At 43.9% G+C, this 24,604-nt stretch carries 22 protein-coding genes and 2 pseudogenes; 11 read left to right on the top strand and 13 right to left on the bottom strand.

Translation table 11 applies throughout. The features are described 5' to 3' along the window. Positions 1-3 precede the first annotated feature (3 nt). The 3 genes from F6K53_RS18130 to F6K53_RS18120 all read right to left on the bottom strand — a co-directional run bounded on the left by F6K53_RS18130 (position 4) and on the right by F6K53_RS18120 (position 3,764). Positions 4-732 carry a DUF502 domain-containing protein gene (locus tag F6K53_RS18130; RefSeq protein WP_293046021.1) on the bottom strand — a complete coding sequence of 243 codons (729 nt, stop codon included), beginning with the start codon at positions 730-732 and terminating at the stop codon, positions 4-6. Positions 733-1,993: 1,261 nt separating this feature from the next. Beyond that, positions 1,994-2,893 carry a glycosyltransferase family 2 protein gene (locus F6K53_RS18125; RefSeq protein ID WP_293028671.1) on the bottom strand — a complete coding sequence of 300 codons (900 nt, stop codon included), beginning with the start codon at positions 2,891-2,893 and terminating at the stop codon, positions 1,994-1,996. A gap of 52 nt (positions 2,894-2,945) precedes the next feature. After that, positions 2,946-3,764 (bottom strand): HpsJ family protein, encoded by an 819-nt coding sequence (locus F6K53_RS18120; RefSeq protein WP_293069130.1) that lies wholly within the window; start codon positions 3,762-3,764, stop codon positions 2,946-2,948. Between the two features lie 412 nt (positions 3,765-4,176). On the opposite strand from F6K53_RS18120, the gene pgl reads away from it, so the two are divergent. The 5 genes from pgl (at position 4,177) to F6K53_RS18095 (ending at position 10,148) form a co-directional block, all read left to right on the top strand. Beyond that, a complete protein-coding gene (gene pgl, locus F6K53_RS18115) occupies positions 4,177-4,899 on the top strand; it encodes a 6-phosphogluconolactonase (RefSeq protein WP_293069128.1) in 723 nt (240 codons plus the stop codon). A 1,085-nt stretch (positions 4,900-5,984) separates the two neighbouring features. Next, complete coding sequence (locus F6K53_RS18110) at positions 5,985-6,872, top strand: FHA domain-containing protein (RefSeq protein WP_293028663.1); 888 nt, start codon at positions 5,985-5,987, stop codon at positions 6,870-6,872. A gap of 821 nt (positions 6,873-7,693) precedes the next feature. Next, positions 7,694-8,155 (top strand): FHA domain-containing protein, encoded by a 462-nt coding sequence (locus tag F6K53_RS18105; protein WP_293048291.1) that lies wholly within the window; start codon positions 7,694-7,696, stop codon positions 8,153-8,155. A gap of 1,101 nt (positions 8,156-9,256) precedes the next feature. Continuing rightward, a complete protein-coding gene (locus F6K53_RS18100; RefSeq protein ID WP_293081572.1) occupies positions 9,257-9,808 on the top strand; it encodes a sterol desaturase in 552 nt (183 codons plus the stop codon). Between the two features lie 145 nt (positions 9,809-9,953). Next, positions 9,954-10,148, top strand: a complete 195-nt coding sequence (locus tag F6K53_RS18095; protein ID WP_293069123.1) for a hypothetical protein — start codon at positions 9,954-9,956, stop codon at positions 10,146-10,148. 55 nt (positions 10,149-10,203) lie between these two features. Here F6K53_RS18095 and F6K53_RS18090 read toward each other — a convergent pair. Next, positions 10,204-10,296, bottom strand: a pseudogene (locus F6K53_RS18090) (RNA-guided endonuclease TnpB family protein); the annotation flags it as partial. 328 nt (positions 10,297-10,624) lie between these two features. On the opposite strand from F6K53_RS18090, the gene F6K53_RS18085 reads away from it, so the two are divergent. From F6K53_RS18085 to F6K53_RS18075, 3 genes are all read left to right on the top strand, one after another. Continuing rightward, positions 10,625-11,077, top strand: a complete 453-nt coding sequence (locus tag F6K53_RS18085) for a Crp/Fnr family transcriptional regulator (RefSeq protein ID WP_293069121.1) — start codon at positions 10,625-10,627, stop codon at positions 11,075-11,077. A 284-nt stretch (positions 11,078-11,361) separates the two neighbouring features. Then, positions 11,362-13,056 carry a cyclic nucleotide-binding domain-containing protein gene (locus F6K53_RS18080; protein WP_293069119.1) on the top strand — a complete coding sequence of 565 codons (1,695 nt, stop codon included), beginning with the start codon at positions 11,362-11,364 and terminating at the stop codon, positions 13,054-13,056. Positions 13,057-13,291: 235 nt separating this feature from the next. Further along, complete coding sequence (locus tag F6K53_RS18075; protein WP_071104310.1) at positions 13,292-13,627, top strand: hypothetical protein; 336 nt, start codon at positions 13,292-13,294, stop codon at positions 13,625-13,627. A 227-nt stretch (positions 13,628-13,854) separates the two neighbouring features. Here the strand turns inward: F6K53_RS18075 and rpsN are convergent, their stop codons facing one another. The 6 genes and pseudogenes from rpsN to F6K53_RS18050 all read right to left on the bottom strand — a co-directional run bounded on the left by rpsN (position 13,855) and on the right by F6K53_RS18050 (position 18,667). Then, positions 13,855-14,157 carry a 30S ribosomal protein S14 gene (gene rpsN / locus F6K53_RS18070; protein WP_008178551.1) on the bottom strand — a complete coding sequence of 101 codons (303 nt, stop codon included), beginning with the start codon at positions 14,155-14,157 and terminating at the stop codon, positions 13,855-13,857. A gap of 58 nt (positions 14,158-14,215) precedes the next feature. Next, positions 14,216-14,932: an endonuclease III gene (gene nth, locus F6K53_RS18065; protein WP_293081584.1), complete on the bottom strand. Its 717-nt coding sequence runs from the start codon at positions 14,930-14,932 to the stop codon at positions 14,216-14,218. Beyond that, positions 14,916-14,975: pseudogene (locus tag F6K53_RS45895) on the bottom strand (hypothetical protein); the annotation flags it as partial. The pseudogene F6K53_RS45895 and the gene nth, both read right to left, overlap by 17 nt. Before the next feature lie 416 nt (positions 14,976-15,391). Then, on the bottom strand, positions 15,392-16,483 hold the full coding sequence (gene rseP / locus F6K53_RS18060; RefSeq protein ID WP_293056038.1) for an RIP metalloprotease RseP: 1,092 nt from the start codon (positions 16,481-16,483) through the stop codon (positions 15,392-15,394). Between the two features lie 86 nt (positions 16,484-16,569). Beyond that, on the bottom strand, positions 16,570-17,853 hold the full coding sequence (gene serS, locus F6K53_RS18055; protein WP_293069116.1) for a serine--tRNA ligase: 1,284 nt from the start codon (positions 17,851-17,853) through the stop codon (positions 16,570-16,572). A gap of 244 nt (positions 17,854-18,097) precedes the next feature. Then, complete coding sequence (locus tag F6K53_RS18050) at positions 18,098-18,667, bottom strand: DUF3611 family protein (RefSeq protein WP_070392824.1); 570 nt, start codon at positions 18,665-18,667, stop codon at positions 18,098-18,100. Between the two features lie 878 nt (positions 18,668-19,545). On the opposite strand from F6K53_RS18050, the gene F6K53_RS18045 reads away from it, so the two are divergent. After that, positions 19,546-19,947 (top strand): helix-turn-helix transcriptional regulator, encoded by a 402-nt coding sequence (locus F6K53_RS18045; RefSeq protein ID WP_293022147.1) that lies wholly within the window; start codon positions 19,546-19,548, stop codon positions 19,945-19,947. A gap of 238 nt (positions 19,948-20,185) precedes the next feature. Further along, on the top strand, positions 20,186-20,734 hold the full coding sequence (locus F6K53_RS18040) for a cofactor assembly of complex C subunit B (protein WP_293022150.1): 549 nt from the start codon (positions 20,186-20,188) through the stop codon (positions 20,732-20,734). A gap of 135 nt (positions 20,735-20,869) precedes the next feature. On the opposite strand, the gene F6K53_RS18035 is transcribed toward F6K53_RS18040, so the two are convergent. From F6K53_RS18035 to F6K53_RS18025, 3 genes are all read right to left on the bottom strand, one after another. Then, positions 20,870-21,187, bottom strand: coding sequence for a DUF3155 domain-containing protein (locus F6K53_RS18035; protein ID WP_008178570.1), 318 nt, complete (start codon positions 21,185-21,187; stop codon positions 20,870-20,872). Between the two features lie 489 nt (positions 21,188-21,676). Continuing rightward, entirely contained in the window at positions 21,677-22,435 is a 759-nt protein-coding gene (locus tag F6K53_RS18030; RefSeq protein ID WP_293056381.1) for a transposase, read from the bottom strand. A 23-nt stretch (positions 22,436-22,458) separates the two neighbouring features. Then, entirely contained in the window at positions 22,459-22,950 is a 492-nt protein-coding gene (locus F6K53_RS18025; RefSeq protein ID WP_293069108.1) for a transposase, read from the bottom strand. 199 nt (positions 22,951-23,149) lie between these two features. Here F6K53_RS18025 and F6K53_RS18020 point away from each other — a divergent pair, with 199 nt between their 5' ends. Beyond that, on the top strand, positions 23,150-24,571 hold the full coding sequence (locus F6K53_RS18020; RefSeq protein WP_293081568.1) for a GAF domain-containing sensor histidine kinase: 1,422 nt from the start codon (positions 23,150-23,152) through the stop codon (positions 24,569-24,571). The last annotated feature ends 33 nt before the right edge of the window (positions 24,572-24,604 follow it).

Here is a 24,604-nt window from a genome sequence, read left to right as displayed (position 1 = left end):
AGATTAGGTTTCTTCTGTTGGCAAAACCTGCTGTATCATCTCAGGCAATGGTTCTTCCAATGGTTGCTTTTCAGGAGGCTGCTGTAGGTTAATTGGGATTCCCGGGTTATCTGGGCTAACAATTCCACCTGAGAGCAATACTTTAAAGGCATCTTCGATGGACATCGAAAGATTAATGACGTCCTGTTCAGGAACCATAGCATACCAGCCACTGGTGGGATTAGGAGTAGTAGGTATGAAAACGCTCAACATCGGGCGATTCATGTGGGATTGGAGTTGTGCACTGACAACACCTGTGACGAAAGCGATCGCCCAGACTCCTTGGCGAGGATACTCTACCAAAATCACCCGACTAAACTTAGTTTTAGAATCCTGTAAAAGGGTTTCCAAAATCTGTTTAAGGGTTTTGTATACTGAGCCAGCTAAGGGAATCGCCTGCAATATTTTCTCACCCAAATCTAGCAACCACCGTCCAACAATGTTGCGTGCCATTAAGCCAATCAGCATAATAAATAGTAGTGGTACTGTCAGTCCCACTGCTAAATTTAGCAGATTTACTAAGATGGGGTGGAGATTATCAAAAGGGTTAATTTGTTTGGGAATTCTAGTTAAAAAATTTATCACCCAGTTGGCGATTGTAATCGTCAACCAGATTGTGGTAGCCAGGGGAATTACCACTAGAATCCCCGCAATTAGGTCATTTTTTAGATCCTGCTTCAAGCCCTCGAACACAGAGCACAGATTCTCCTTTTTATAACTGAATAAAATTTTTGACTAGCCACCTCAATTCCCTACTACTCTTCCAACTTTTTATGTAAGCATTCAGCCTAATGCCGTCAGCGTATTTTATTCATCAGCCGTCAGCGTATTTTATTCAAAAGCTGTTCGGTGTAGAGTGCGCTATGGGCATAAACTGTTCCGGTAGCGTTGCTACAGGCCTTTTGGCTGATACGCGACACGCTAATAGCTGATACGCGACACGCTGATAGCTGATAGCTTACCTTGTTATAGCCACTTTTTTTGGAGTGGGTGAAAAAATGCCAAGGTGGATATAGCCGTTATAGACTAGTATACCTCAGTTCGTTCTAATCAATTTACTCGCCTATGAGAATGAGACAGGATATAGAATTCAGTTTTCATCATAATAATTCAGCTATGTTAGTGGGACTATACAGAACGATTATTAGATTCTTTCGAGGATTTCAAGGGAAAAATTCCTTGACAATCAATTAATCTGACTCGAATATCCTGACTTTAGACTCCTCAATGGTCGGATAGTTGGTTATATTGCGCATAGGCGCACGCTACAGACACTAATTTTAAAGTAGGTGGAGTAGGAGTAAAGCGAGGTTGCTTTCACCCATGGTAAGCTATATCATAGGGAAAACCTAAGCTGCACCCATTAACTGTTCTCAATAGTTAACCCTAGGCATGGCGACCCATGGCTAACATTCTCCCTCCTGATCTTTTTTGGTTTTGGAGAATAAATACTTTAAAGGTAAGTTTTAACAGTGGAATTACACCTGTTTTCCCTTGCCGTTCTAGAGTTTGGAGCTGGCTTTAGCTACTCCAAATCTTGTTTCTAGATACTGCCACAAAACGGTAGCCCGTTTGCATCAATCTAGAAGACCACTTCCAAAGTCTGGCGCTAGTTAATGCTTGACAAGATGAAGAAGATGATGACATTAGGGCGTTATACCCATGACTAGATTTTAACCAGCACTAGCTATAGGGTTATTACTGGCATGAACTAACATCAGACCAGCTTTTTCCCTTTGACCAGACTAATCGGTATTATTGTTTACATATTACCAGAGATAGATTAACAAAGATAGAGAATCGGAATTGACACTCCTCGGTGATTAGACGCGGGGATTGCTGCTACCCAGTTTTACTATGAAATGTTAGATTTATCAGTTAGTTAGCAAATTCAGTTAGTTAGCCAATGGTATAGTAATCTCTTTGATTCTACCCTAATCTGACATCAAGACTACTAGGATGAGGATGAAGTGACCTGGGTAGCATCAGAGTCTTTTGAGCCTTGGGAAGTTGAGGGCATGACACGGCTACAGGGAGGGTGCATGGGATGCTTGAGTTCCCAAAGTTTGACCAATATCAGATACTCATAAAATGCTTGTAAGGTACACCAGGTAAACCCGGCTTGACCATCCAGGAAGCCTCCCAGTAGGAAATACATGTATATAAAACGCCATACAGGTCGCCAGGGCAAGCGTAAGGACAAGTTTTTGAGGGCACGGCGTCTTTCTACTTCCGAACGCCCAAAAAATAGGTCTGCCCACTCAACAGTTCCTTGCTCCAACTGGCGCAAGGTTTCGATAGCTTCGTCGGTAGAGTAGCGATTGTGTTTATCAATCCAACGGGTAAATCCCTTACTGTTGGTGTAGTGAGGATATGTTTCTTTGATGAAACCAGTCGGTCCATCACATACTTCCCGTTCCGTATGACCATAATCATCAAACCAAACCTTTTCCTTACGAAACAGCCGTAGTTGGTAACGGGGATACTGAGTAGAGTAGCGAATCCACCGATTCATGAACATGACCCGCTCTGCAACGTAATAAGCCACATGCTCCTGTCGTTGTATTGCTCCCTGGCATTCGGCAAATAACTCAGGGGTCATGCGTTCATCAGCTTCTAGGATATAGACCCATTCGTACTTGGTGGGGACTTCCTTGAGCATCCAGGTGCGCTGACGTCCGTGACTTTCAAAGGCGTGCTGCACAACTCGCACCGGATACTGACTAGCAATTTCTACAGTGCGATCGCTACTGATTGAATCTACGATAATCACATCGTCCGAGAGATTGGCTGACTCGATACAAGCAGCAATATCTAGTTCTTCGTTGTAGGTCAGGATATAGATCGAGAACATGTCAAGGGGATCATCATCAAAAATCTGGTCAGGGTTAAAAGTCTCTACCCTACTAAGCTTGGCCACGACGGGTTACTGGTGTACTTCCCAACCCTCGCAATCCGGTCCAGCCAATGGCAATATAGCCAATTGCTAGGAGTAAGCTACTCAGACCAGTTTTAATGCCCAGTTTTAAAGCTTCAGTGGTGGCTCGTTTCTCTAGTTGAAGTTTCTGACTACGGATTTGGTTAATATTCTGCTCTACTTCTTGATTGAGCACATCAGGGTTTTCCTTAATTGCCTGCAATTGTTGTCTAACTCTGTTAGCTTGAGCTTTGGCTTGCTCAAGCTGTTGTGCTGGAATCCTACCACTTTTAATGGCTGCGTCTAAATCGGCGAGTTTCTTTTCTACCTGGGCTATACCCTGAGGACTTTTGAGAAGTTCAGTGACTTGCTGAGTGCGGTTTTCCAGTTGAACTTCGGCGGTCTTGGCTCTTTGGTTAATTTGTTCTAGAGCCTGGGAACTTTGCAAACGAAGGTTATTGAGATGTAGGGGTACCATTAGCAGAAAGACCAACCCTAGAAAACTAGACAGACACAGCACCCAAAATCTGATATCTTGAACCGAAGATTTTGGCTCTGTGGTAGCGGTAGCAGCACTTTGAGCAATCCAATATCCAGCAAATAAAAACCCAATACCGACCATAGGGATAATGCCTCGGTCAACAACTTGGGTAGCAAAGTTCAACTGCCACTCTGGCTTTAACAGGCTAGCTCCCTGTGGGGGAATTGCCAAAATTATGTAATCCAAAAGAGAGGAAACGATCATTATCAGCCCGACAACCTTAAGAGTCAGAGCAGTAAACGAGGAATAAACAGAATTAGTATTCATGGGCTATGAAGCGCGATTAGTAGATTAACTTAATCATCAACTTGGGGACTTGACTGAGTAATCCCTCCTCAACTTACTGGCTTACTAGTTTTTGTAGTACTCAATAAGTGATCAATATAAGAGCACGAAGGCCAACCCTGGCGCTTTGCCCATATTAACCTATGGCAATCGAGAATCCTAACTCCAACATCCTTTGCTGGTGTTAAGTTTTAGACGGGAAGTCCCGCGCTCTACCTTTTAGGTGAGCGTCACGAGCCTTAGCCATTAACCATTAACCATTAACCATTAACCATTAACCACTAATCAAGGTGTTAGGATAATTTCTGGTATTCTTCCTGAATCAGGTAAAGCGATCGCACTAGCTGATTAAAGGTAGTCTTGTGGATGTAGTGTTCCTCGGCAGACAGGTTTTATGAACAAAGTGGTTGAAGTTGTACCGGATAAAGAAGCTTTGATTAGGCGAGCTGTTGATGTTGTCCTCACTAAAATCCAAGGAGCAATCCAGGCTAACGGTCGGTGTACGATTGCCCTTGCTGGCGGTAGCACCCCCAAGCCTTTATATGAAGCGATCGCTACCTTTGACCTTGCCTGGAATAACATTCATGTGTTTTGGGGTGATGAACGCTATGTTAGTCCCGAGCACCCCGATAGTAATCAAAGGATGGCTCGTCTTGCCTGGTTAGACAAAGTCGATATACCAGAGGCTAACATTCACCCCATGCCCACCGACGGCTCTAGCCCCGCTGCTGATGCGGAAAAACATCAAGCTCAACTGTATGAGTTTTTTGGCATACCAGTAGGAGAGTTTCCTGGCTTTGATGTAATTTTGTTAGGCATTGGTGATGATGGTCATACTGCTTCCCTATTCCCCCATACAGAGGCTCTGCAAGTAAAAGACCGACTCGTTACAGTTGGCAACAAAGATGGTCAACCACGAATCACCTTTACGTCGAGCTTGATTAACCATGCCAACTGCGTTATGTTTCTGGTTGCTGGTGCTGGCAAAAGAGCAGCCCTAGCTCAAATATTTGCCCCCGAAGCTGATCCACAAACCTATCCAGCTCGGTTGATCCAGCCCCAAGGAGAACTTTGGTGGCTTCTAGATCAATCAGCAGGTGAAGATTTGAAACATTGACAAGCGCGGAAGTGTCAAGTGTGAACGATGAAGTGGGAAACAGTTCTATCCAGTTACTGAGAAACTATTATAGTTTTAGCTTCCGGCAAAATTCATCCCACACTCATGGCGTAGCATTGAGATGTGGGATGAATTTTGCACAGGGTATGCATGGAATTGCTATAATATATTTACTGATAAACAAAGCCGTTCCCGTAGCGTAGCCTACGGCCTTAAATGCTGGTTTGTCAGCACAACAGTCTTAAGAAAAAAGACCAATAAAACAGAGCGGCAGCGATGCAGCGCGGTCTTGGGTAGCCAGTGCTGTCTAGGGGGTTCCCCCCATGAGCAATTGGCGTGGTTTCCCCCGGAGACGAAACCTTAGATAGTGGAGCCTTTATAGTTAGCAGGTTATGCAGAAAAGGGTTAAATGTTTTTTAATAAGGCGACCCTATCTTACGGTAACTTCAAACCACTCGCGCTTTGCATCAATAGAGGGCAGTCCGTTCAAAAAGCCCAGCGCCTCCAAAGCAATAGCTGGATTGGCGCTTGTTTCCCACACTGACTCTTTGAGTTCAGTGTGGGAGCTGTCACGGGAGTATGTTATATTTTTAGGGATTTTGATACTTAATTAGGGTGACTTGCCTGGAAGCCTTTTGTGTGGAAGCCTTTTGCCTTATATGCTCCCACTGTAGCTTCAACCCGCACCAATTCCAGGTCTTCTACAATAGGCGAGCAGTAGTTGAATGGGGCACAGGAATTACGTCTAATTTTCACGGGATCATAGTCCAAGTCTAGTGTAGTCTAATCAGCGAGAAGGTTGCTCGATTAGATACCAGCAAAAAGAACCGAACAGTAACTTCAATCAAGTCTATTACAAGCGGAGCAGGAAGTGTTCCTGACAATAAAACGCGCCATGAGTAAATCCAGTTATTGATAATTCTATAAATCATAGTACCTCGTTCGCGCAGAGTCTCCAAAGGAGAAAGAAGCTCTGGTAGCCTTAAGAGGTGCATTAAGCCTACACTTGCCCGATCGGGAAGTGTATGATCGTCACATTATCTGAAACTAGATAATAGCTGTTAAAAATAATAAATTAAAGTTCTATGATTGTTTGCCCTAACTGCAATCACCAAAATCCGGAAGGGGCTACCCAATGTGAAGCCTGCTACACTCCCTTACCTTCCACTACCAGCTGTCCTAACTGTGGTGCAACAGTTCAGACTGATGCCAGCTTCTGTGGTCAGTGTGGATTTCACTTGAATGTGGGTGCCAATATGGAGAAAGGGGAGAAATCAGGGTCAAACTCTACCCCAGAGATACCCGACTTGGTATCCCCAGACCCACTTGTTGAACCTATACCGATGGCTATGAATACTCAAGTCCCCGATCCAGCATCCAATCCTATCAGTTCTGATGATGCTGAATCTACCACCGCTATGCCAGCTACGGTCGTTAATCGAGCCCTCAACTCAGAAGCATTTCAACCGCAGAATCCTGACTTAGAAACCCTGCCATTGCCCCTGCCTACCGTTGGCAATTTAGGGTTTTCTCAGGAAGAATCTAGCCAAAACTCACCCTCACCATCAATACCAGAAACTGACTTAGAGAACCCACCACCGCCCCCTGTACCCGATAGAGGTAGTGCCCAAACTCAGTTGCAGGTAATCTCAGCTCAACTGTTGCATATGCAAACCAATACAACAATTGAGTTACCGCAGCATATATCAGTGATTCATATGGGTAAGCCCAATGATAAAATTCCACCGGATATTGATGTCTCTGGTTTTCCTGACTCAGACATTGTCTCTCGCATTCACGCGGATATCAGAGTTGAGGGGGATACCTACTATATTGAAGATGTAGGCAGCTCCAATGGCACTTATGTCAACCACACCTCTCTAGCACCAGGCAATCGGCATCGGCTAAGAACAGGCGATCGCATTAGCTTGGGGAAAGGTGATAAAGTGACATTTTTGTTCCAAAGTTCTTGAGTTGCCGGTGCTAGGTGCGTGTGACAGCTGGTTGTGCAAAATTGATCTGGGACAAAGCCCCGACCTAAAGCGCTAGCTAGGTCGGGGCAGTTTACTAAAGGATGTTTCAAGAGAGGGCTTATAGCCAATTGCAGACCTTCCTTTTAAGTGATAGCCTGAGATTAATAATTCACAATGGTGGCACTCTCCTAGATTGCCCCTTCTACTAAGGTCGTCTATAGTCATAGTGTTTACCAAAAAGTTTGGGTAATCGCGCCCCGTACTTCTAGGACGGCTTTTCCGTCGGATGTGATAGAATAAAAGCATAAGCAATAAACTTTTTCTCAGATAGGTATTATCTAATCATAAGTAGACAACGTAAAAAATATGTATGAGATACGTATTGCGTAATTTGGTCTAACGACTACAACGTCTATGAAAAACTTAGATAAAAAAGTATAAAGGTGCGTTTTCCGTCGGCGAATTAAATTCGCTACGGGTCGCACCCTGTCTATTCCTATAAAAAAGGTACGGTGGGGCACACCGAAACCTAGATCTATGATCTAAACGCTTGGGGAGAAAAGTCCTCTACTTTTTCTGACTCCGGTTTGAAAGAGCCACGACGAGTCGTAGAGCCAAGAATCCCCGTTCTTTTAGGACGGGGAGTGTCAAAGTAGATTCTATATTAATATAGGTGTGCCTTAATTGGGGTGCATGTAAGTCCTTGTAAATCTAAGCAGATATGACTAACTCTGGCAGCCGTTTTGGCTGTATAAGCAAGGAAATCCCACGTCATGTCGGTGGGGGATAGTTAACAGTATCAGGCCGTGAGGACAAAATCCTTGAAAGATGTGACACCGGCGATTACCCTAACCCTACTGCATCCTCTCCAGTCTGTGCCTGTTCAAAGTTGGCCCTTTGAAACAGAATCAGTGATTCGGATTGGCCGGTCAACCGATAATCATGTTATTCTCTATAGCGCTGTAGTTTCCCGTCACCATGTAGAACTACGGCGAAATCCTAATGGTTGGGAAATTATCAGTTTAGGTGCCAATGGCACCTACATGGATGGCAAGCGGATTACCCAAATGCCGGTTATCCATGGGATGATTATTCGTCTAGCTAGTTCCGGTCCGAAAATTCAGATTCATATTAATAGAGAAATGCCTTCAGCAAGGCTGAAGACAATTTTGGATAAGCGTGCCTCTGAAGGAAAGCGGAACATAAATTCATCGAATAATACGTTGATAAATGCCGAAAGCACCCAATCCGATCAAACTGAGTCAACTGAAATGGAAGATTGAACTTTTATGGTAATTGGTAATTGGTAATTCGTCATTAAAATAGGACTTACCCAAAACTGGGGGCTAAACGCGCTTATTTAGTAGGAACCGACGCCGTGGCTTCCTACTGGGGTAGCCAGATTAATTTGATGCATTAGAATTATCCTCCTCTTCTTACCATTTAACCTTTTTCGTCTTATATCAAGTCAGGTTTCGTCTTATATCAAGTCAGGTTTAATACCCATAATTAGAGGGAGGGTGATACCCACCCCTAACCCCTCCCAGGAGGGGAATATGGGGAGATGGGGAGATTTTTATTAAGGGTAATTATCCCTACATGATATTACTCTATATTAGACAATTTTAAGCTGGCCACGCCACTACAAGTAAGGTTAAGTTGTTCAGCATTTAGATTGGGATACCTAAATTCCTCAAAGGGAACAGCGGATCTGGGAATAACCAATTTAAATGCACATCAGCTTACTGCGTCAGTCCTGTAAAAAAAACTGTGATAGTTGCGGGATATAATGTACATCGGTTTTAAATTCGGTCAGGTACAAATCTCTGGGTTTTAGGGAGCAGGGAGCAGGGAACAGGGAATAGGGAACAGGGAAAAAATTTTGTGTACCTCATAGTTGTGAAAAACGCTGTAATTTGGAAAACTATAAGTCACTATAGACTTGATTTCGCTTGAAATTATTGCTAGTTTTAAAATATTTAAATTGAGTATGTTTTTAAATAAAAAACCTGCTTGATATTGGTGTCAATTATAGCTCATCTATAGACAGATTGATATGCTGTCCAGTTGACTACTGATCATTGAAGCTTGTTGGTTAATTGTTAAGGGACAATTAACTATTAACTATTAACCGCAAAGGGATATCAATTAATTCAGTAATTCAAATTATATAGCGCGTCGTGCCGGAGTGGTACAACTTAGATGAAGTATAAAAATTAGAAGTCAGGAGTCATAAGTGATAAGTTGAAAACATTGGCTTAATTTCAAATCTTAGATAAGAAAGCGATTATTGTACAAGAATGATTGAGAATTGCTATAGTAGCATACCTTCAAGAAATAATAAATTTAAGTTTAACCTATTCTTTGACAAACCTTAACTTTTGTTGACTAAGATCAGCGCAGACGAAGAGGAGTTAGATGTGTTCATCATTAAGATTTTATTGGTTGCTTTAGTGCAGCTACTACTTGGGGATTTCCTTTCTACTTTTGTGTACCATGTCCCTGAGCACATTTTTGGTAAATTCCATGCCATAGTACACCATAGTAAGAATCGTAGCTTCATTCACTATGCTGTATTAACTAAGAACCCCCTGGTAATCCTTGATGGTTTCGCAGGTGCCTTTCCTTATTTGATGTTTGTGCCTTGGTTCTGGCAAATTTCTCCTCTAGGAACTATCTTGGGACTAGTCTTGGGTGAGCTTCATGTGATCTGGAGGCATGTTTCTGTGATGGAGTGGAAAACTCCGGAGACCCTAGAGCGCTTTTGCAACTTCTTGTGCATTACTACTCCAGAAAAGCATTGGCTTCATCATCAGGATGCCACAGTTGCTTATGGGGATATCTTCACATTTTACGACCAACCAGCCCAAGCCTGGTATAGGTTTTTGATGTCAGTTAAGAAGAAATATAAGCTAAGTAGGGAGAAATCAAGTTAGGATGCTGGCTGTTGACTGTTTACTTTTAAGTACATGGTACAGTCAACCCTGGACGGTCAACAGTCAACGGTAAACCAAAACTATTTTGCCTACCCATTACAAAGAGCGTTTAATAGAGCTTGAGAAGCTACAGAACTTATAAACAATGCCTCTAACCCAAAAGGCCTTTCACGGAATATCCCAAGACGGACAAAAACAGCGACAGCGGCTGCGTTGGTATTCAAAGGGGGAAATCATTCCTTTGGTTGCACCTGGGATCTGGCAAGTCTGTCAAGGTATTGTTCAACTGATTGACACTCCCCGCCCTGGAAGGACGGGGATTCTTGCTTCCACGGGGTGACTTGTTATCCCTTGCCGGAGCCAGGAAAAATAGAGGTCTCCTTGGAGACGAAACCTTAGAATAGTGGAGCCTTACTACAAAACCTTTCCCCTATGCTGCATAACCGACCGACTATAAAGGCTCCACTATTCTTACGGTAACTTTAAATCCACAAGCGTATTTAGTCTTCCGACTTGGGTTTCGGTGTGCCCCACCGTACCTTTTCAAAATCTATTTAACTAGATACTTTTTTATCTAAATCTTTCATAAACATTTAAGTCGTTAGACCCAATTACGAAATATGTACGCTCTACATATTTTTTACGTTGCCTACTTATGTTTAGACAGTATCTAGCTACTACAGTCTATTGATTATACTTTTAGTGTAGCACACAAGGTGCCAACTTTCAATCCCATTGTCTCTTAGAATTGCCGTCGAACGAAGGACGGGGCTTTAGACCCATTTTTTTGGTAAAATTAACCTTGATGGAGAGGAAGTGCTACTAGGTTGGGCATTGCCCGATACCTCCTTCCGGATTGGGTTGGCTGCTCTAGACACCTATCAGGCTCAAGCTTTATCCGAAGTGCATCTTAAATGGTTTTCGATGATTGAATTGGAAGCGTCCCCTCATCTATCTCATACCCTATTCAATCAGCTAGGTCACAGGATACAACAGACAGAAGCACTTTTAGCGATCGCTGGACTGCGCCGAGTGGAAGACCGCTTGCAGCAGTTATTATTCTTGTTGAAACAGGAAATGGGGGAGCCAGTTCCCTCGGGAACTCGCTTGAGTGTGCCCATGACCCATCAGAATCTAGCTAATGCCATCGGCACCTCTCGGGTCACAGTGACTAAAACTCTAGGAGAACTCCATAACCGTGGTGTGATTACATTTGACAGAGACCGTCACATCATTGTCAAACATGGTATAATATGTAATAATTTCTGAAGCTAACTTGAAGCTAGTACTGAGTGCTGATTAGTGTGCTGATTACTGATTTTGTCAGTGTGGCAAGGGGTTTTTAGGCTTTGTTGTCAGGTTTGTTGCTTGTGCCTGACTCAAAAGTACTTGTGTTGCTCAAAGCGCTTCATGCTCGGTCGTGCAATGAATTTCACTGGTCTGGGAGTTGCAAGCGGGAAAAGTGGTAAATAGCAACTCTGAGATCGGAATAGTAAAATAATACTAAAATTAAGTGGTATAAATATAGATTCATAGCTGAAAAGCAGTTATTTATGCCTCTTGATAAATTAGTTTTAGAATTCTTAAGAAACCCCCTCTTCCAACTGGGAGGAGAGTCTGTATCTATTCTCACCATACTTCAATTAATATTTTTATTTTTAACGGCTAAATTTATAATTCAAGATTTCAAAAAAATCCTGAATTATAAACTCCTTAATAAGCTAGTTAATGATCCAAAAAAAAGAGAGTTTATTTCTAAATTAATTAGTTATATTATTTTACTTATACTGGTATATATTATTGATGAACAAGGTGGTTTAGAACTCATTGAATTCACCATTTTTAAAGTAGGTAGTACTGAATTATCTATTAAATCACTAATCAAATTAGTACTATCTTTAATGATAGTAATTTTTCTTGCTAGTAGCCTAAAAAACTTTCTCAAACAACAGCTACTTCCCCAAATGGGGATTGACGAAGCTAATCGAGCAGTCATCGCTACAATCATCAGCTACGCATTTGGGATATTAGGCATTGTAATTGTTCTGAATAATAACTTTGAATTGGGGTCATTAGCCGTTATTGCTGGTGGCTTAGGGGTTGGAATTGGTTTTGGACTACAGGATATAACTAAAAACTTTATCAGTGGTGTGACATTACTATTAGAACGAACAATAAGAGTTGGTGATTTCATTGAATTTGATGGGTTATCCGGATATGTTAAAGAAGTCTCCATGCGGTCTACAATCATCCGCACAAGGGAGGGGGGAGATGTAGTAGTTCCTAACTCTCATCTGGTGGAAAACCGAATGCTTAACTGGACTTTTGACAGCTATAAAGCCCGTATACACATACCTGTAGGAGTCGCTTACGATAGTGATCCAGTATTAGTGACAGAAGTCCTGTTAAAATCTGCTTATTTAGAACCATCCGTCTTATCTGAGCCGACACCAAGAGTTCTTTTTAAAGGGTTTGGTGATAGTGCTTTAAACTTTGAACTTCGGGTATGGGTCAATCGAATTGATCAAGAACCTTTTATAAGAAGTTCTTTGAATTTTATTATTGAATATAATTTACGTCAGCAGGGACTCTCAATTCCTTTCCCTCAAAGGGATTTCTGGCTGCGCAACCCTGAAGCCCTGATGGGGAGAGAGATTCACCGCCAAAATCTTGAAACTATTGAAGAAACTATTGAACAATCAACTCAGCAGCCATTCAAAGTTAAAACACCTAGACCTTTAGCTTTACGTGACTTACTACGACAGGTCGATTATTTTAAAAATTTTACTGAATTAGAACTAAGACAATTAATTGAAATTGGATACCGAAAGCGCTTACGTGCCTCAGAGATTTTATTTCATGAAGGGGACCCTGGAGATGCGTTTTATATTATCCTAGCTGGTTCTGTCGAAGTCTTTGTAGAGAGGATTAACAAAACTCTTAATAGTCTTCAGGCAGGTCAATTTTTTGGGGAACTTTCGTTAATGTTAGGCGTACCAAGAACAGCATCAGTTAGAGCGTTAGAAGAGTCACTATTATTTGTAATTAGCAATAAAGGTTTTAAACAACTATTGCAGGACTATCCAGATCTATCTGAGATCATTGTCCAGGAATTAGGCAAGCATCAGGAAGAATTAGCTGAGCGACAAAAACAGATGCGGAAAATGGGGTTGTTGGATGCAGCAGAAGATGACAGAAATCTTGTAGCTTGGGTTCGCAAGCGACTCAAGAGGCTTTTTAGTCTTTAATAAGCTGTTCAGCATTTAGATTGGGATACCTAAATTGCTCAAAGGGAACTTCGGATCAGCGGATCTGGGAACAGGGAAAAACCAATTTAAATGCGCATCAGCTTAGCAGGATCAGTTTGTTGAGTGTTGAGTGTTGAGTATTGAGTGTTGAGTGTTGAGTGTTGAGTGTTGACAGTATGATGGAATCAAATGTCAACAGAAAACTATTTAGCTTAGCCGTCACCAAACCTTATTTATGGCTAAACCGAAACCAATTCCAGCGATTACTCTGCCACCAGCTGCAAATCCTGAGCAGGAAGGTGAATGGTTACGAGAAACTCTTGCGCAATGGCTAGATCAAGAGTTTCTCCCAGAAGCAATTAATCAAACGATTGCACAACGAGCAGCCCAGATTTTCGTCCGTCAACGGATGGAAGGAGAAAATGATTTGGGTTCACTTGTGATTGCTATTGTTACAGAAATGCAGTCGTTTGACTTTCGAGAAAGTTTTTACGGCGAATTTGCGATCGCTAACGCTGTCAGTGACCTACTCTTACAAAGTCTTGGCATTGACCGCTGTTGTGGGCAGTAGATGTTTCAGGTTGAACGCGAACGCGTGGCCTATTGGCCAAGGTTTTAAGGTTGAAAGTTCCCAGAGCGTCATGCAAGGGCCCGTTGAAGCTCAAGGCAGAGTGGCTATGCTCCTCTTCAGTAGGAAAACCCTAAGGGTAGACTCGGGTATGTCAGACAACCTAAAACCTTCAACCAGTTAACCTGCAACCAGTTAACCTGCAACCAGTTAACCTGCAAACAATTAACCTACCAGCTTGATTTAACCACACCTGGCAATAGACCTTGGTGTGCCCATTCCCGCAAGACATGGCGAGATAGTCCAAAGTCTCGGTAGTAACCTCGAGGACGCCCTGTAACCCAACAACGGTTCCGCACACGGCAGGGGGCGCTGTTGCGGGGGAGCTGTTGTATTTTCCGGTGGATCTCTAACCTTTCTCGTTGAGTCGCAGCATTTTTAAACTCTTCCTTGAGCGCCTCCCGCTTAGCTGCGTACTTTTCTACCATTTTTTTGCGCTTTTTTTCGCGCTCAATCATTGATTTTTTAGCCATTAATTCTTGAAATTCTATCTAAAAACAAGACACTGTCTTTTTATCTTATCCGATGAGCTTAATCAGAGGCTGTTACAGTAGCGTTAGTTTTCCAGCTATCTGTTGTAGTAGTCGTTGCCTCAGCCAGATCGGCACTGGTACATAAGTCCGCCAAAACACAAGCATCACAATCAGGTTTTCGGGCTTTACAAATTGCTCTACCATGATAAATCAGCCGAATCGACCAGTTTTCCCAATCCTCCTGGGGCAAAAGCCCCATTAAATCTCGCTCAATCCTGATCGGATCGGTGTGTTCTGTCAATCCTAAACGCTGACTCAGGCGCTTGACGTGAGTGTCTACCGTGACTCCCTGGTTAATACCATAGGCATGGGCAAGTACTACATTGGCGGTTTTACGAGCAACTCCAGGCAACTTGAGGAGTTTGTCCATTTGTTTCGGTACCTGACCACCGTATTCCTTAACAATCATGCGGCAGGCACCTTGAATATTTTTCGCCTTATTACGATAAAAGCCAGTAGAGCGCACTAAAGTTTCCAAGACTTCTATATCAGCACTAGCGATCGCAACAGCATCAGGAAACTGGCGAAACAACCCTGGTGTTACCTGATTCACACGTTCATCGGTGCATTGAGCTGAAAGAATGGTTGCCACCATTAACTGTACTGGCGTTTCGTAATTCAGTGTGCAGGTGGCGTCCGGATAGAGTCGCTTAAGGCGAATTAGAATCTCTAGGGATCTTTGCTGCTTGGCAGACCATTTACGGGTAATACTCATGGGTTGGAAGGTTGGAAGGTTGGAAGGTTGGAAGGTTGGAAGGTTGGAAGGTTGGAAGGTTGAAAGGTTGGAAGGTTGGAAGGTTGAACGTTGGCTAGATAAGCGCCAGTTAAAGGTTAGAAGGTTGGAAGGTTGAACGCGCACGCGTGGCCGCAAGGCCAATGTTGAGAAGATCGAGGGTAAATCTCTTCTGAAGCTATACCAGTAAAACCCACAGGATCAACTAACCTAGGTCAATAAATCTTTGAACCTCTAACCTGCAACCTCTAACCTGTAACCTGTAACCTACAACCTGTAACCTCTAACCTGTAACCTCTAACCTGCAACCTCTAACCTGTAACCTGTAACCTGCAACCTGTAACCTCTAACCTGTAACCTCTAACCTCTAACCTGTAACCTGCAACCTACAACCTGTAACCTCTAACCTGCAACCTGTAACCTATAACAACCAAACACGGGTTACTGGAATAAGTTTTGTACCCAACCCAGGTTAGCTGTATCCCGAATAATCAAGAAAACACCTAAACCCAGAAGCAGCACTAGTCCAGTTTGCATAATATTCTGCTGTACTTCCATGGGCAAGGGCTTACCTCGAAGTCCTTCAATCAGTAAGAAAGCCAACTGACCACCATCAAGGGCTGGTAGGGGCAAGATATTAATAATCGCTAGATTGATACTAATCAGAGCTGCAAACTGTAAAAGATTGACAGCGTTGGAACGAGCAATATCGGCTCCAATCGCCACAATTGCCACTGGACCAGACACTTGTTCCGCCGTTTCGCCAAAATTACTCAGTAGCTGACCAAAGCCTTCCAGGGTTAAGACTGTAATGCGTTGATATTCTTCGGCACCACGACTGAATACCTCCAGCAAACTACCAGCACGTTGACGCACTTCTTCTCCATTGGGAGACAGTTGTACACCAATTTTTCCTTTCCCATCTATCCCTGGTTCCGGAATCACCTTTAACAGTAGCGTTTGTTTTTGACGCTGAATCCGCATTTCCAGGGGCTGGTTGGGATGATTTTGAATCGCTTTCATCAGGAAAGTAATCCCTTCCCGGTTTGCTTCCAACTCCTGACCATCTACGGCGAGAATGATGTCTCTTGGTTTGATGCCTGCTTCTGTAGCCACTAAACTGCTTTCTGGGGCAAGTTTAGGCACTACCACACCCGGTTGGTAGTTGAATTGCGAGATGCCAACCATTCCTACCTGAGCCACAAGCAGGAAGTAAGCAAAGACCAAGTTAGCAATGACACCAGCACTAATCACAATTGCCCGGTCTAGAATCGGTCGGTTGCGGAGCAAATTGGGATCATTGGGAGGAATATCGCTATCGGGGTCATCATCAGGAAAACCCACAAACCCCCCTAGGGGAATCGCTCGCACTGCATACTCAGTTTCTGGACCCTGATATTTCCATAGAATTGGACCAAAGCCAAGAGAAAAGCGATTGGCATAGATTCCTTGCAGACGAGCTGCCATAAAATGACCCAACTCGTGAACAAGAATCAAGACTGCCAAAACTGCAATCGCCGCCAAAATTGACATAGAAGTGAATAATTTAATGTAATGTTAACTTCATTTTTCTATTGTATAGGCATTGCAATTAGGCTCTAGGCTCTAGGCTCATGGTATTACAACACGTCTCGCCCCATATAAGGCTGTAAAGCCTCTGGGATCTTAACCGTTCCATCCGGTTGCTGATAATTTTCCAGAATGGCTGACATAGTACGCCCCACTGCCAATCCTGAGCCATTGAGAGTATGAACAAAGTTAGTGCCTTTTTTGCCGGACTCTTTGAAGCGAATCCTACCCCGCCGTGCCTGGAAATCAAAGCAATTGGAACAACTGGAAATCTCCCGATATGTCCTTTGCGAAGGCAGCCAAACTTCTAGGTCATAGGTTGTAGCAGCTGAGAAACCTATATCCCCTGTACACAGTTCTACAGTCCGGTAGGGTAATTTCAAGGTTTCCAAGATCGCCTCAGCATTCTTAAGCAGTTTCTGATGCTCTTCGGAGGAAGTACTCGGATCAACAATTTTCACTAGCTCAACTTTATTAAACTGGTGTAGTCGAATTAGACCCCGGGTATCCCGCCCATAGCTACCCGCTTCCCGGCGAAAACACGGGGTGAAGGCACAGAGATTAATGGGAAGTTGGGATGCTTCGAGGATTTCATCTCGGTAGAGATTCACCAATGGCACTTCTGCTGTGGGTGCTAACCACAAATCATCATCAGAGCACTTGAAGCTGTCCTCAGCAAACTTAGGCAACTGACCGGTAGCGGTTAGGGATTCACTGTTGATCAGTACCGGTGGCATCACTTCGGTATAGCCAGCAGCAATTTGCTGGTCAAGCATGAAGTTAATCAGTGCTCGTTCCAAAGCAGCACCAGCCCCGATCAATGTCACAAATCGACTCTGAGCGATTTTCACCCCTCGCTCAAAGTTAAGAATGCCGAGTTTTTCGCCAATTTCCCAATGGGGGAGAATTTGGAAATCCTTGGGAATGTACTCATCACCCCAGCGATGGACTTCTACATTTTCTGCTTCACTCTTGCCAATCGGTGTGGATTCCCAGGGCAAGTTGGGCAGGGATAGCAAGAGGGTGTTCAGCTGGTCTTTTAGGTCTTTTTCTTCGGGTTCCAGTTCGCTCAACTTAGTTTTGATTTGGTTACCCTCTTCCTTGAGCGACTGAATTTCTGGGCTTTGTGGAGGACTACCCGATTTGATTTTTTGACCAATCAGCTTACCAATTTCATTACTACGAGCCTGCAACTGGGTGCGGGATGTTTCTAGCTCCCGCTGACGCTGATTCAGTTCCAGAATAGGTTGTAGGTCATATTGATTGACACTACGTCGGTCTAGTAGTTCTTGAACCTTTTGTGGATTTTCCCGAATTTGCTTTAGGTCAAGCACGAGTTTTCTCTACTAAAATGGCGCGATCGCATGATCGGTACTCATCTGAGCAACATGGATCTAACTTCACCAATGTGCCACAGTTTTCTTGCCAACGGCAATTAACTTCTGCTGGGAGTCGGGAGTCGGGAGTCGGGAGTCGGGAGTAGGGGAGTAGGGAGTAGGGAGTAGGGAGTAGGGAGTAGGGAGTCGGCTGGTGAGCTGGTGAGCTGGTGAGCTGGTGAGCTGGTGTGAGGTATGTTGGCTAGCGACTGACTCGATTAAATAGCCACAGTGAAATCGCTATGCCAACAAAATTAGCAAAAATAGTGTTGATGTTTGCCTGCACAACAAACAGGTCTATCGGTGGAACATCATTACAAGCCAACCCAACTGAATTTTGTTGCTCAGCTAGAGCTAGGGCTACAAGGCTGCCTATGACTGCAAATGAGCCAATGATGGTCAATAACATTCCTACTAAACTCACAATCAAGCCCAGCCTAATCGTTTGAAGGGTTTGAGCTTTGCTTGGTATGTCTGACCCATTGGCAGCTAGCAGCCGACTAGCGATTCCAGTGTAACGGTAGGCAAAATAAATGCCTATACCTAAAGCCACTAGTCCACAAACTACGAAAAAAAGACCGAAGCCGATTCCTTGACCCGCTTGATTGTCAGGTTGAGGGCTGGCAAGGGTAAACCCTGCAAACACTAAAATCAGGGTAGAAATCACCCCTAGGATTAACTGAGTCCAGAAGGAAATCCAACCGAATCTGCGCAGCGTTAGGGCAATTTTTTGACGAGCTGGTGGGATGGAACTGTCAGGTATCTCTCGCATGGGGGCTGTGTCCCTTGAGTAATCACTTTTGAAGCGCCTACCACGCGCTCCGCAACGCGAAAAGACGTAGGGCTAATCTTGGGGTGGAAGCTAAACACCCTTGTTGTCGGTCGGGGGGGTCAGCAACCAACTTTATTGTGACAAGGATTGATCACACTCGCAATTCATCCCCAGCTAAATCGCAGATAAAGCCCTGAGGTAATGTGGGAACCGTTAATTTGCTAAAAAACCTGCCTGAATGGGTCCTATGTGAGATGAGCCACATTAATGGTTCACTTTTGTGTTACACTAACTCCCACTTACACCAACCGCCACTTACACCAACCCCCACAAAAATTATTAAGCTTTAACGGATTTAAATTGTGAATGGCGGTTTATGGGGGGATGGGGAGATGGGGAGATGGGGAGATGGTAGACTGGCTTGTGCACAAGTGGCAAGATCTGAAATTTAAATGGATATTAGCTTAGATATTCATCCCTCCATGCCCCCATCCTTCCATCCGAGATCATCCTCTCTAGCTCGCATCAATGAAATTGGTGTTACTCGTCTGTCTTGTCTTCCTTCCCGATGTTACCCTTGATAGTCGGTAGTTTTGGATAACGGTTTCGAGCAATTATTAAAGTTGATCTTTACTTTTTAGGTGTGTTAAGTCCAAAATTCATTAAACTTTCATCAAATTAGGGAGGTATTTAAACCCTACGCCAGAGATTTTTAAGTTATAAATTGTGATAGCGATGTACCTACCCAGGTTAGTCGTTTCAAGAAAACTCACTGCAAAACGCGCGTGAATTTCCCAGGGTGCCTCCAACCATGACTATTTGCCAGAAAACCCTCTAATCCCATCTAGAATAACTGGGAATTCCAACTACATATGCAGATGAAATTCGAAGATATCTATAGCTTTTTCCAAGATCCTCCGCCCAACTATCTCAATAAAGAATTAGCGGTATGCTATGTGCTATCGGTGTTGTTGCAAGGAGAGTCTTATGGAACACAACTGATCCAACAACTGGAACAAGAATACCCCACCTATCGACTCTCAGATACTGTCCTCTACAGTGCACTGAAGTTTCTTGAAGAAAAACAGGCAATTTCAGCGTACTGGCAAAAAGTAGAAGGAAGAGGACGCCCACGCAGGATGTATCAAATCTGCCCAGAGTGGCAGGAGAAAGCTATAGAACTTGCCAGTTTTTGGCATAACTATATGGCTGAGGAAACAGTGGGGAAATTTCAGCCAAGGACTCCCTGCCACCAGTCTGTTGTTGAGTCAGTTAGGTAGGGAAGTAGCAATTTATTCCAGGGTGCTGTCGCGTGAAAACCCTGGTGGCATCCCAGAAGTCAGGTTATGCATTGTTTTGCCCAGATGTGAATTCAGGGCGTGCTACCTGCTAGCCATCTACCCACACCAGCATCTTACAGCCTCTAGCTAGTGGGTACCGACGAGCTAAACTGACCATTAGTGTCTCATACATTGTAAAGTAGTAGCAAAGGATGTGTATTTTTATAGTTAATATTCAGTGAATACAACTATTCTTGCTTCTACACTTTTGCTAACCCTTTTATTGGCAGTAGGTTTGTTTTTCTTTATTCGAGCCTCTGTGAAAGACCGAATACAACAAGTGAAGCTAGCTTCCCCAGAAACAGAAGAATCGCTTCTAAACCAGTTGAAGCAATATTTTGATCAAAGAGCCTACCAGGTGGCGGCGGTGGATGCTGCCACCAATCAAGTCACGTTCCAGGGGATAGTCCGACCGAGTTGGTTTCTGGCTATCTTTTTAACCGTCCTAGCTGCCTGTGGTATAGTCTGCTTATCTCTAGTGCTCTCTATTTTGTTTCCGACTTTGACTAAGGTGTTTTTGGGGCTAGTGGCACTAGCTCCCGCAGCGGGCCTTTTTTATTGGAAAAAAGCTGAGCGACTCGAACAGGTATCTCTGAAATTAGAATCAGCGTCTACCCAAGCCCCTGGGGATCAAGCTGCTGCGGAGCAATGTTTGGTTATAGTCACTGGCCATCGCGATGAACTAATACAACTTCAACAGTCCCTCAAACTAAAACCCTTGTTGTAAGCAAGCAGGGTTTGACATCTTCCCCCACTATAAGCAGAATAGGTAAATAAACCCAAGATACTTAGCCCTCCTCAAGCCTTAGAGTTTGAGGAGGGCTAAGTAAAAGCACTTTCAATAAATATTACCAGTAAGGTTTCAGCGGCTACGAGCGGCAACCCCTACCTTTTTTAAGGGAGAGTTGATTAATCGCAAACTGGGAAACAGAAAATGATTTTCTTCCACATATTGGGCACCGAAGAGCCCTTTTTCTGCCCAGAAATAACGGTCTGTGGTATGCTCGTTACGTTTGACCAGTAGTAGGGCAGGTGGAACTATCCCTTGTGATCGAATGTATGCCCGTGCTGCTGTAACCGGTTTATACTCGCCACTTTCTAGATTGTACTGAGGTACATGCTCAAGTATCTTGCGCCCTTCTTGGCGGCGGCGACTCTTACGCTTACGTCTTCTTGCCAACCTTTTTACCTCCTCTTTTTGCTGGCAATTGTAAAGATAGTTACAAAAGCCGTCGAAATTATATCGACTCTTTCTAAAAAGATCAAGCTCTTGTCATAGAACTAAACAACCCGGCTGAAACCTTTGACAGCAATACTTTAGGGGATTTTCCGTTTCCTCATTACCTCCGGAAAATTAATACAAAAATTTAATAGTTTTAATAAAACTTAAATATAATTAGAAAAAATAGCCTTAAACTCATCTCACAATTACACTGATCAGGTGATGGGGTGATGGGGTGATCAGATGATCGGGCAATGGATGTAACGGATATTTGTAAGAGGTCTAATCACTAATGACTGATGACTGATGACTGATGACTGATGACTGATGAGTGATCACTAAAGCTCACTAAGGCATAATAGTCAATTGTGTGACATCCTCCTACACTAACCTTCGGTATAGTGTAGGCTTCCCATCCTCACAAACGGGTATTCCTGCCCCAGATGATTAAACACCTTTGCGCCACTTATCTAGGATTTCTCCCCCGACAGATCGACTTGACAAGCGGTTTCCGTTCCCCGAATTGTCCACGGGTACTAATTCCAATCCTCGCCATCTAATCATCTGAGCGGCGGCATGATCTCTGTGAGTTGTGTAGCCGCATTCAGGACAAAAATGTTCTGAGACCCTCAAGTCTTTCTTGACCGTTGCCTGACACTCAGGGCAAGTCTGACTGGTTCCACGGGGGTCTACTCGTTTAAAGTAGCATCCCCGTTTCCAGGCTACCCACTTGAGAAGATCTAAGAATTGACCGAATGAAGCATCAATACAGTCAAACCTCAACATCCCTCGATTGAGTCCTACTGTGTTGAGGTCTTCTGCAAAGATTGTCTGAGCTTGGTCACAGAGTAAATGGGCTGTTTTCAGATGAAAGTCTTTGCGAGTATTCGCTATTTTTTGATGTAGTCTGGCCACCTTCAGTTGTGCCTTTTCCCAGTTATTAGAACGCTTTTGCTTTCTAGCTGCTCTGCGTTGCAGCAATTCCAGCTTGCCTTGCAGTGACTTGAAAAACTTAGGCCGTTCAACTGTGAAACCGTCTGAAGTTGTCAGGAATTTCTCTAACCCAAGGTCGATTCCGATTGCCCTGCCTACAGCAGGGTGATCAGGAATATCGACATCCAGTGCCATCGATATAACAACATACCATTGTGTCTGTCTAGCTTTAGCCAAGACTCTAACCTGTTTGACCTGGAATCCTTCGGGGATTTCCCGATGGAGCCGAATCGGAACTAAGCCAATCTTGAGGTGCGACCCGTGGCGAATTTAATTCGCCAACGGAAAGCGCACCTCGTTGGAAGTTTGATATGTGCATTACTGACTGGATTAGATTTGAATTGAGGAAACACAAATGATTTGTATTGCCCGCGTTTCTTGAATCTAGGAAACCCAAACCCTCTAGACTGCATTGCTTCCCATGAGTCATGTAACCGCCTAACGGTTGTTTGCAAAACTTGGGAATGCACCAAAGCTAGAAATGGGTTGGTTTTCTTGGCCTTGGGTAGATTGTTTTGTTGACGGTGATAACTAGGAAACGGTGTATCGGCAGGAATGATGTATTCTAAGTCAATGGAACACCTATCCACAGGACATTTACGACTAGCAATCCAGTCTTTCAACTCCCTCAATGAGTAGTTATAGACTCGTCTACAAGTCTCAAGCCAGTCTTTGAGGATCTGTTGTTGATCCTGACTGGGATAAATCCTGTATGTGTAGTTCATCATCAACATAGCCCCTATTCTACCACACTGAGGTGACAATGGTAAATGCTTATAGGGTGGGCATCGAACCCACCCGCTCAGCCTGGGGGAGTCCATGTATCCCCCAGACCCCCTCGCTAGTTAAGGGGTTCGACATTATAGAAGGAAAGCTGATAGTGGCTTAACTTCCAGTAGCATTAACCCAGAGACTCATCTATAGCTCATGTTCACTCGCGTCAGTTCAGAATTTGTCTCCCTGTGTCGAAACCAAGTGGCTTTATTAACCCAAGGACTGGGAGCAGCTAGTGGTGCTGTATATTTAACGGAAGAATTCGTTGAGGGCAATCAGGCAAAGCTAATTCCTGTGGTAGTTTATCCGGAAACAAGTACCGTGTGGGATATGAGTGATCCTGACTGGGTTTTGCCACAGAAAATAGGTGAGATTGATCAGATTCCTCGATTATCCAGCAGCTTACCTCGGCTACTCCCTCAGGGAAATAACCAAGAGCAAGATGTGGGTTCAACCTCTTTTGACTGGACAGAAAATTCCCTACAGCAGCAGCACCAAATCGTTTTACCTCTAATCCATGAAGGGATAGTGATGGGATTATTGGTGAGTGTTCGTGATGATAGACCTTGGAATCACACAGAACAGGCAAGTGTGGAACGCATTGCTAGAACCTTAGCGATCGCATATGTCATAGAACAGCGTCAAGGTTGGTTTGAGCAGCAGTTGACTCAGCACAGACGTCTACAGGCAAAACAACGGGATATGCTTGACGATCTGCTGCATCAATTTCGTAATCCCCTGATGGCGTTACGAACCTTTGGTAAGCTACTGCTCAAGCGACTGGTACCAGGAGATAAAAACTATCCAGTGGCTTCCTCGATTATACGAGAAAGCGATCGCTTACAGGAGTTGCTGCAACAGTTTAATGCTTGCCTGGACATGAACCAAACCGATACAGCATCCCTAACGTTACCTGTAGCTACGGCTGAGGCTTCCTCATCCCCAGAATCAGATGATCTTGGGGAGATTTACCCAACTAGTCACTCCGAACCACACTCCACCCCAGGGGAATTTCCCCTACTCACGGACAAAACTCTTCCTTTGGAACTGTTTGCGGTCAAGGATGTCTTAGAACCCTTGCTTATATCTGCTGACGCTATTACTCAAGAGGCTAATTTGGAGTTGCATTGCTCTATTGCCCCCGACTTACCTTTGGTGAAAGGGAATCCTAAGGCTTTACGGGAAGTGTTGAGTAATTTGATTGACAATGCTTTGAAGTACACCCCAGCTGGGGGAAAAATTGATATCCAAGTTGGTGTTGGACAATGGCTTGATCATGGTGATGCTATAGCGATCGCAATTAGTGATACTGGTCCAGGTATTGCTCCAGAAGACTTAGACCATCTGTTTGAGCGACATTATCGGGGAGTTCAAGCTAATGGTCCTATCCCTGGCACTGGTTTAGGATTAGCGATCGCAAAAGAACTCATGGCATACATGCAGGGTGATATTGAAGTTTTGAGTCCTGCCAAACTACTATCGACTGAGGAAAATGGGGAATTATCCATTAGTCATGCTCAAGATAACTCAAGCATGGGAACAACCTTTATCGTTTGGTTGACTTACGCTCAGTAGCCCTCAGTACATAGTTGTTGTTGACCGTTGAGA

It is taken from the genome of Moorena sp. SIO4A1, assembly GCF_010672065.1.
GTDB lineage: Bacteria > Cyanobacteriota > Cyanobacteriia > Cyanobacteriales > Coleofasciculaceae > Moorena.
The sequence above is the reverse complement of the archived record's forward strand: the minus strand, read 5'-3'. Positions and strand labels throughout refer to the sequence as shown.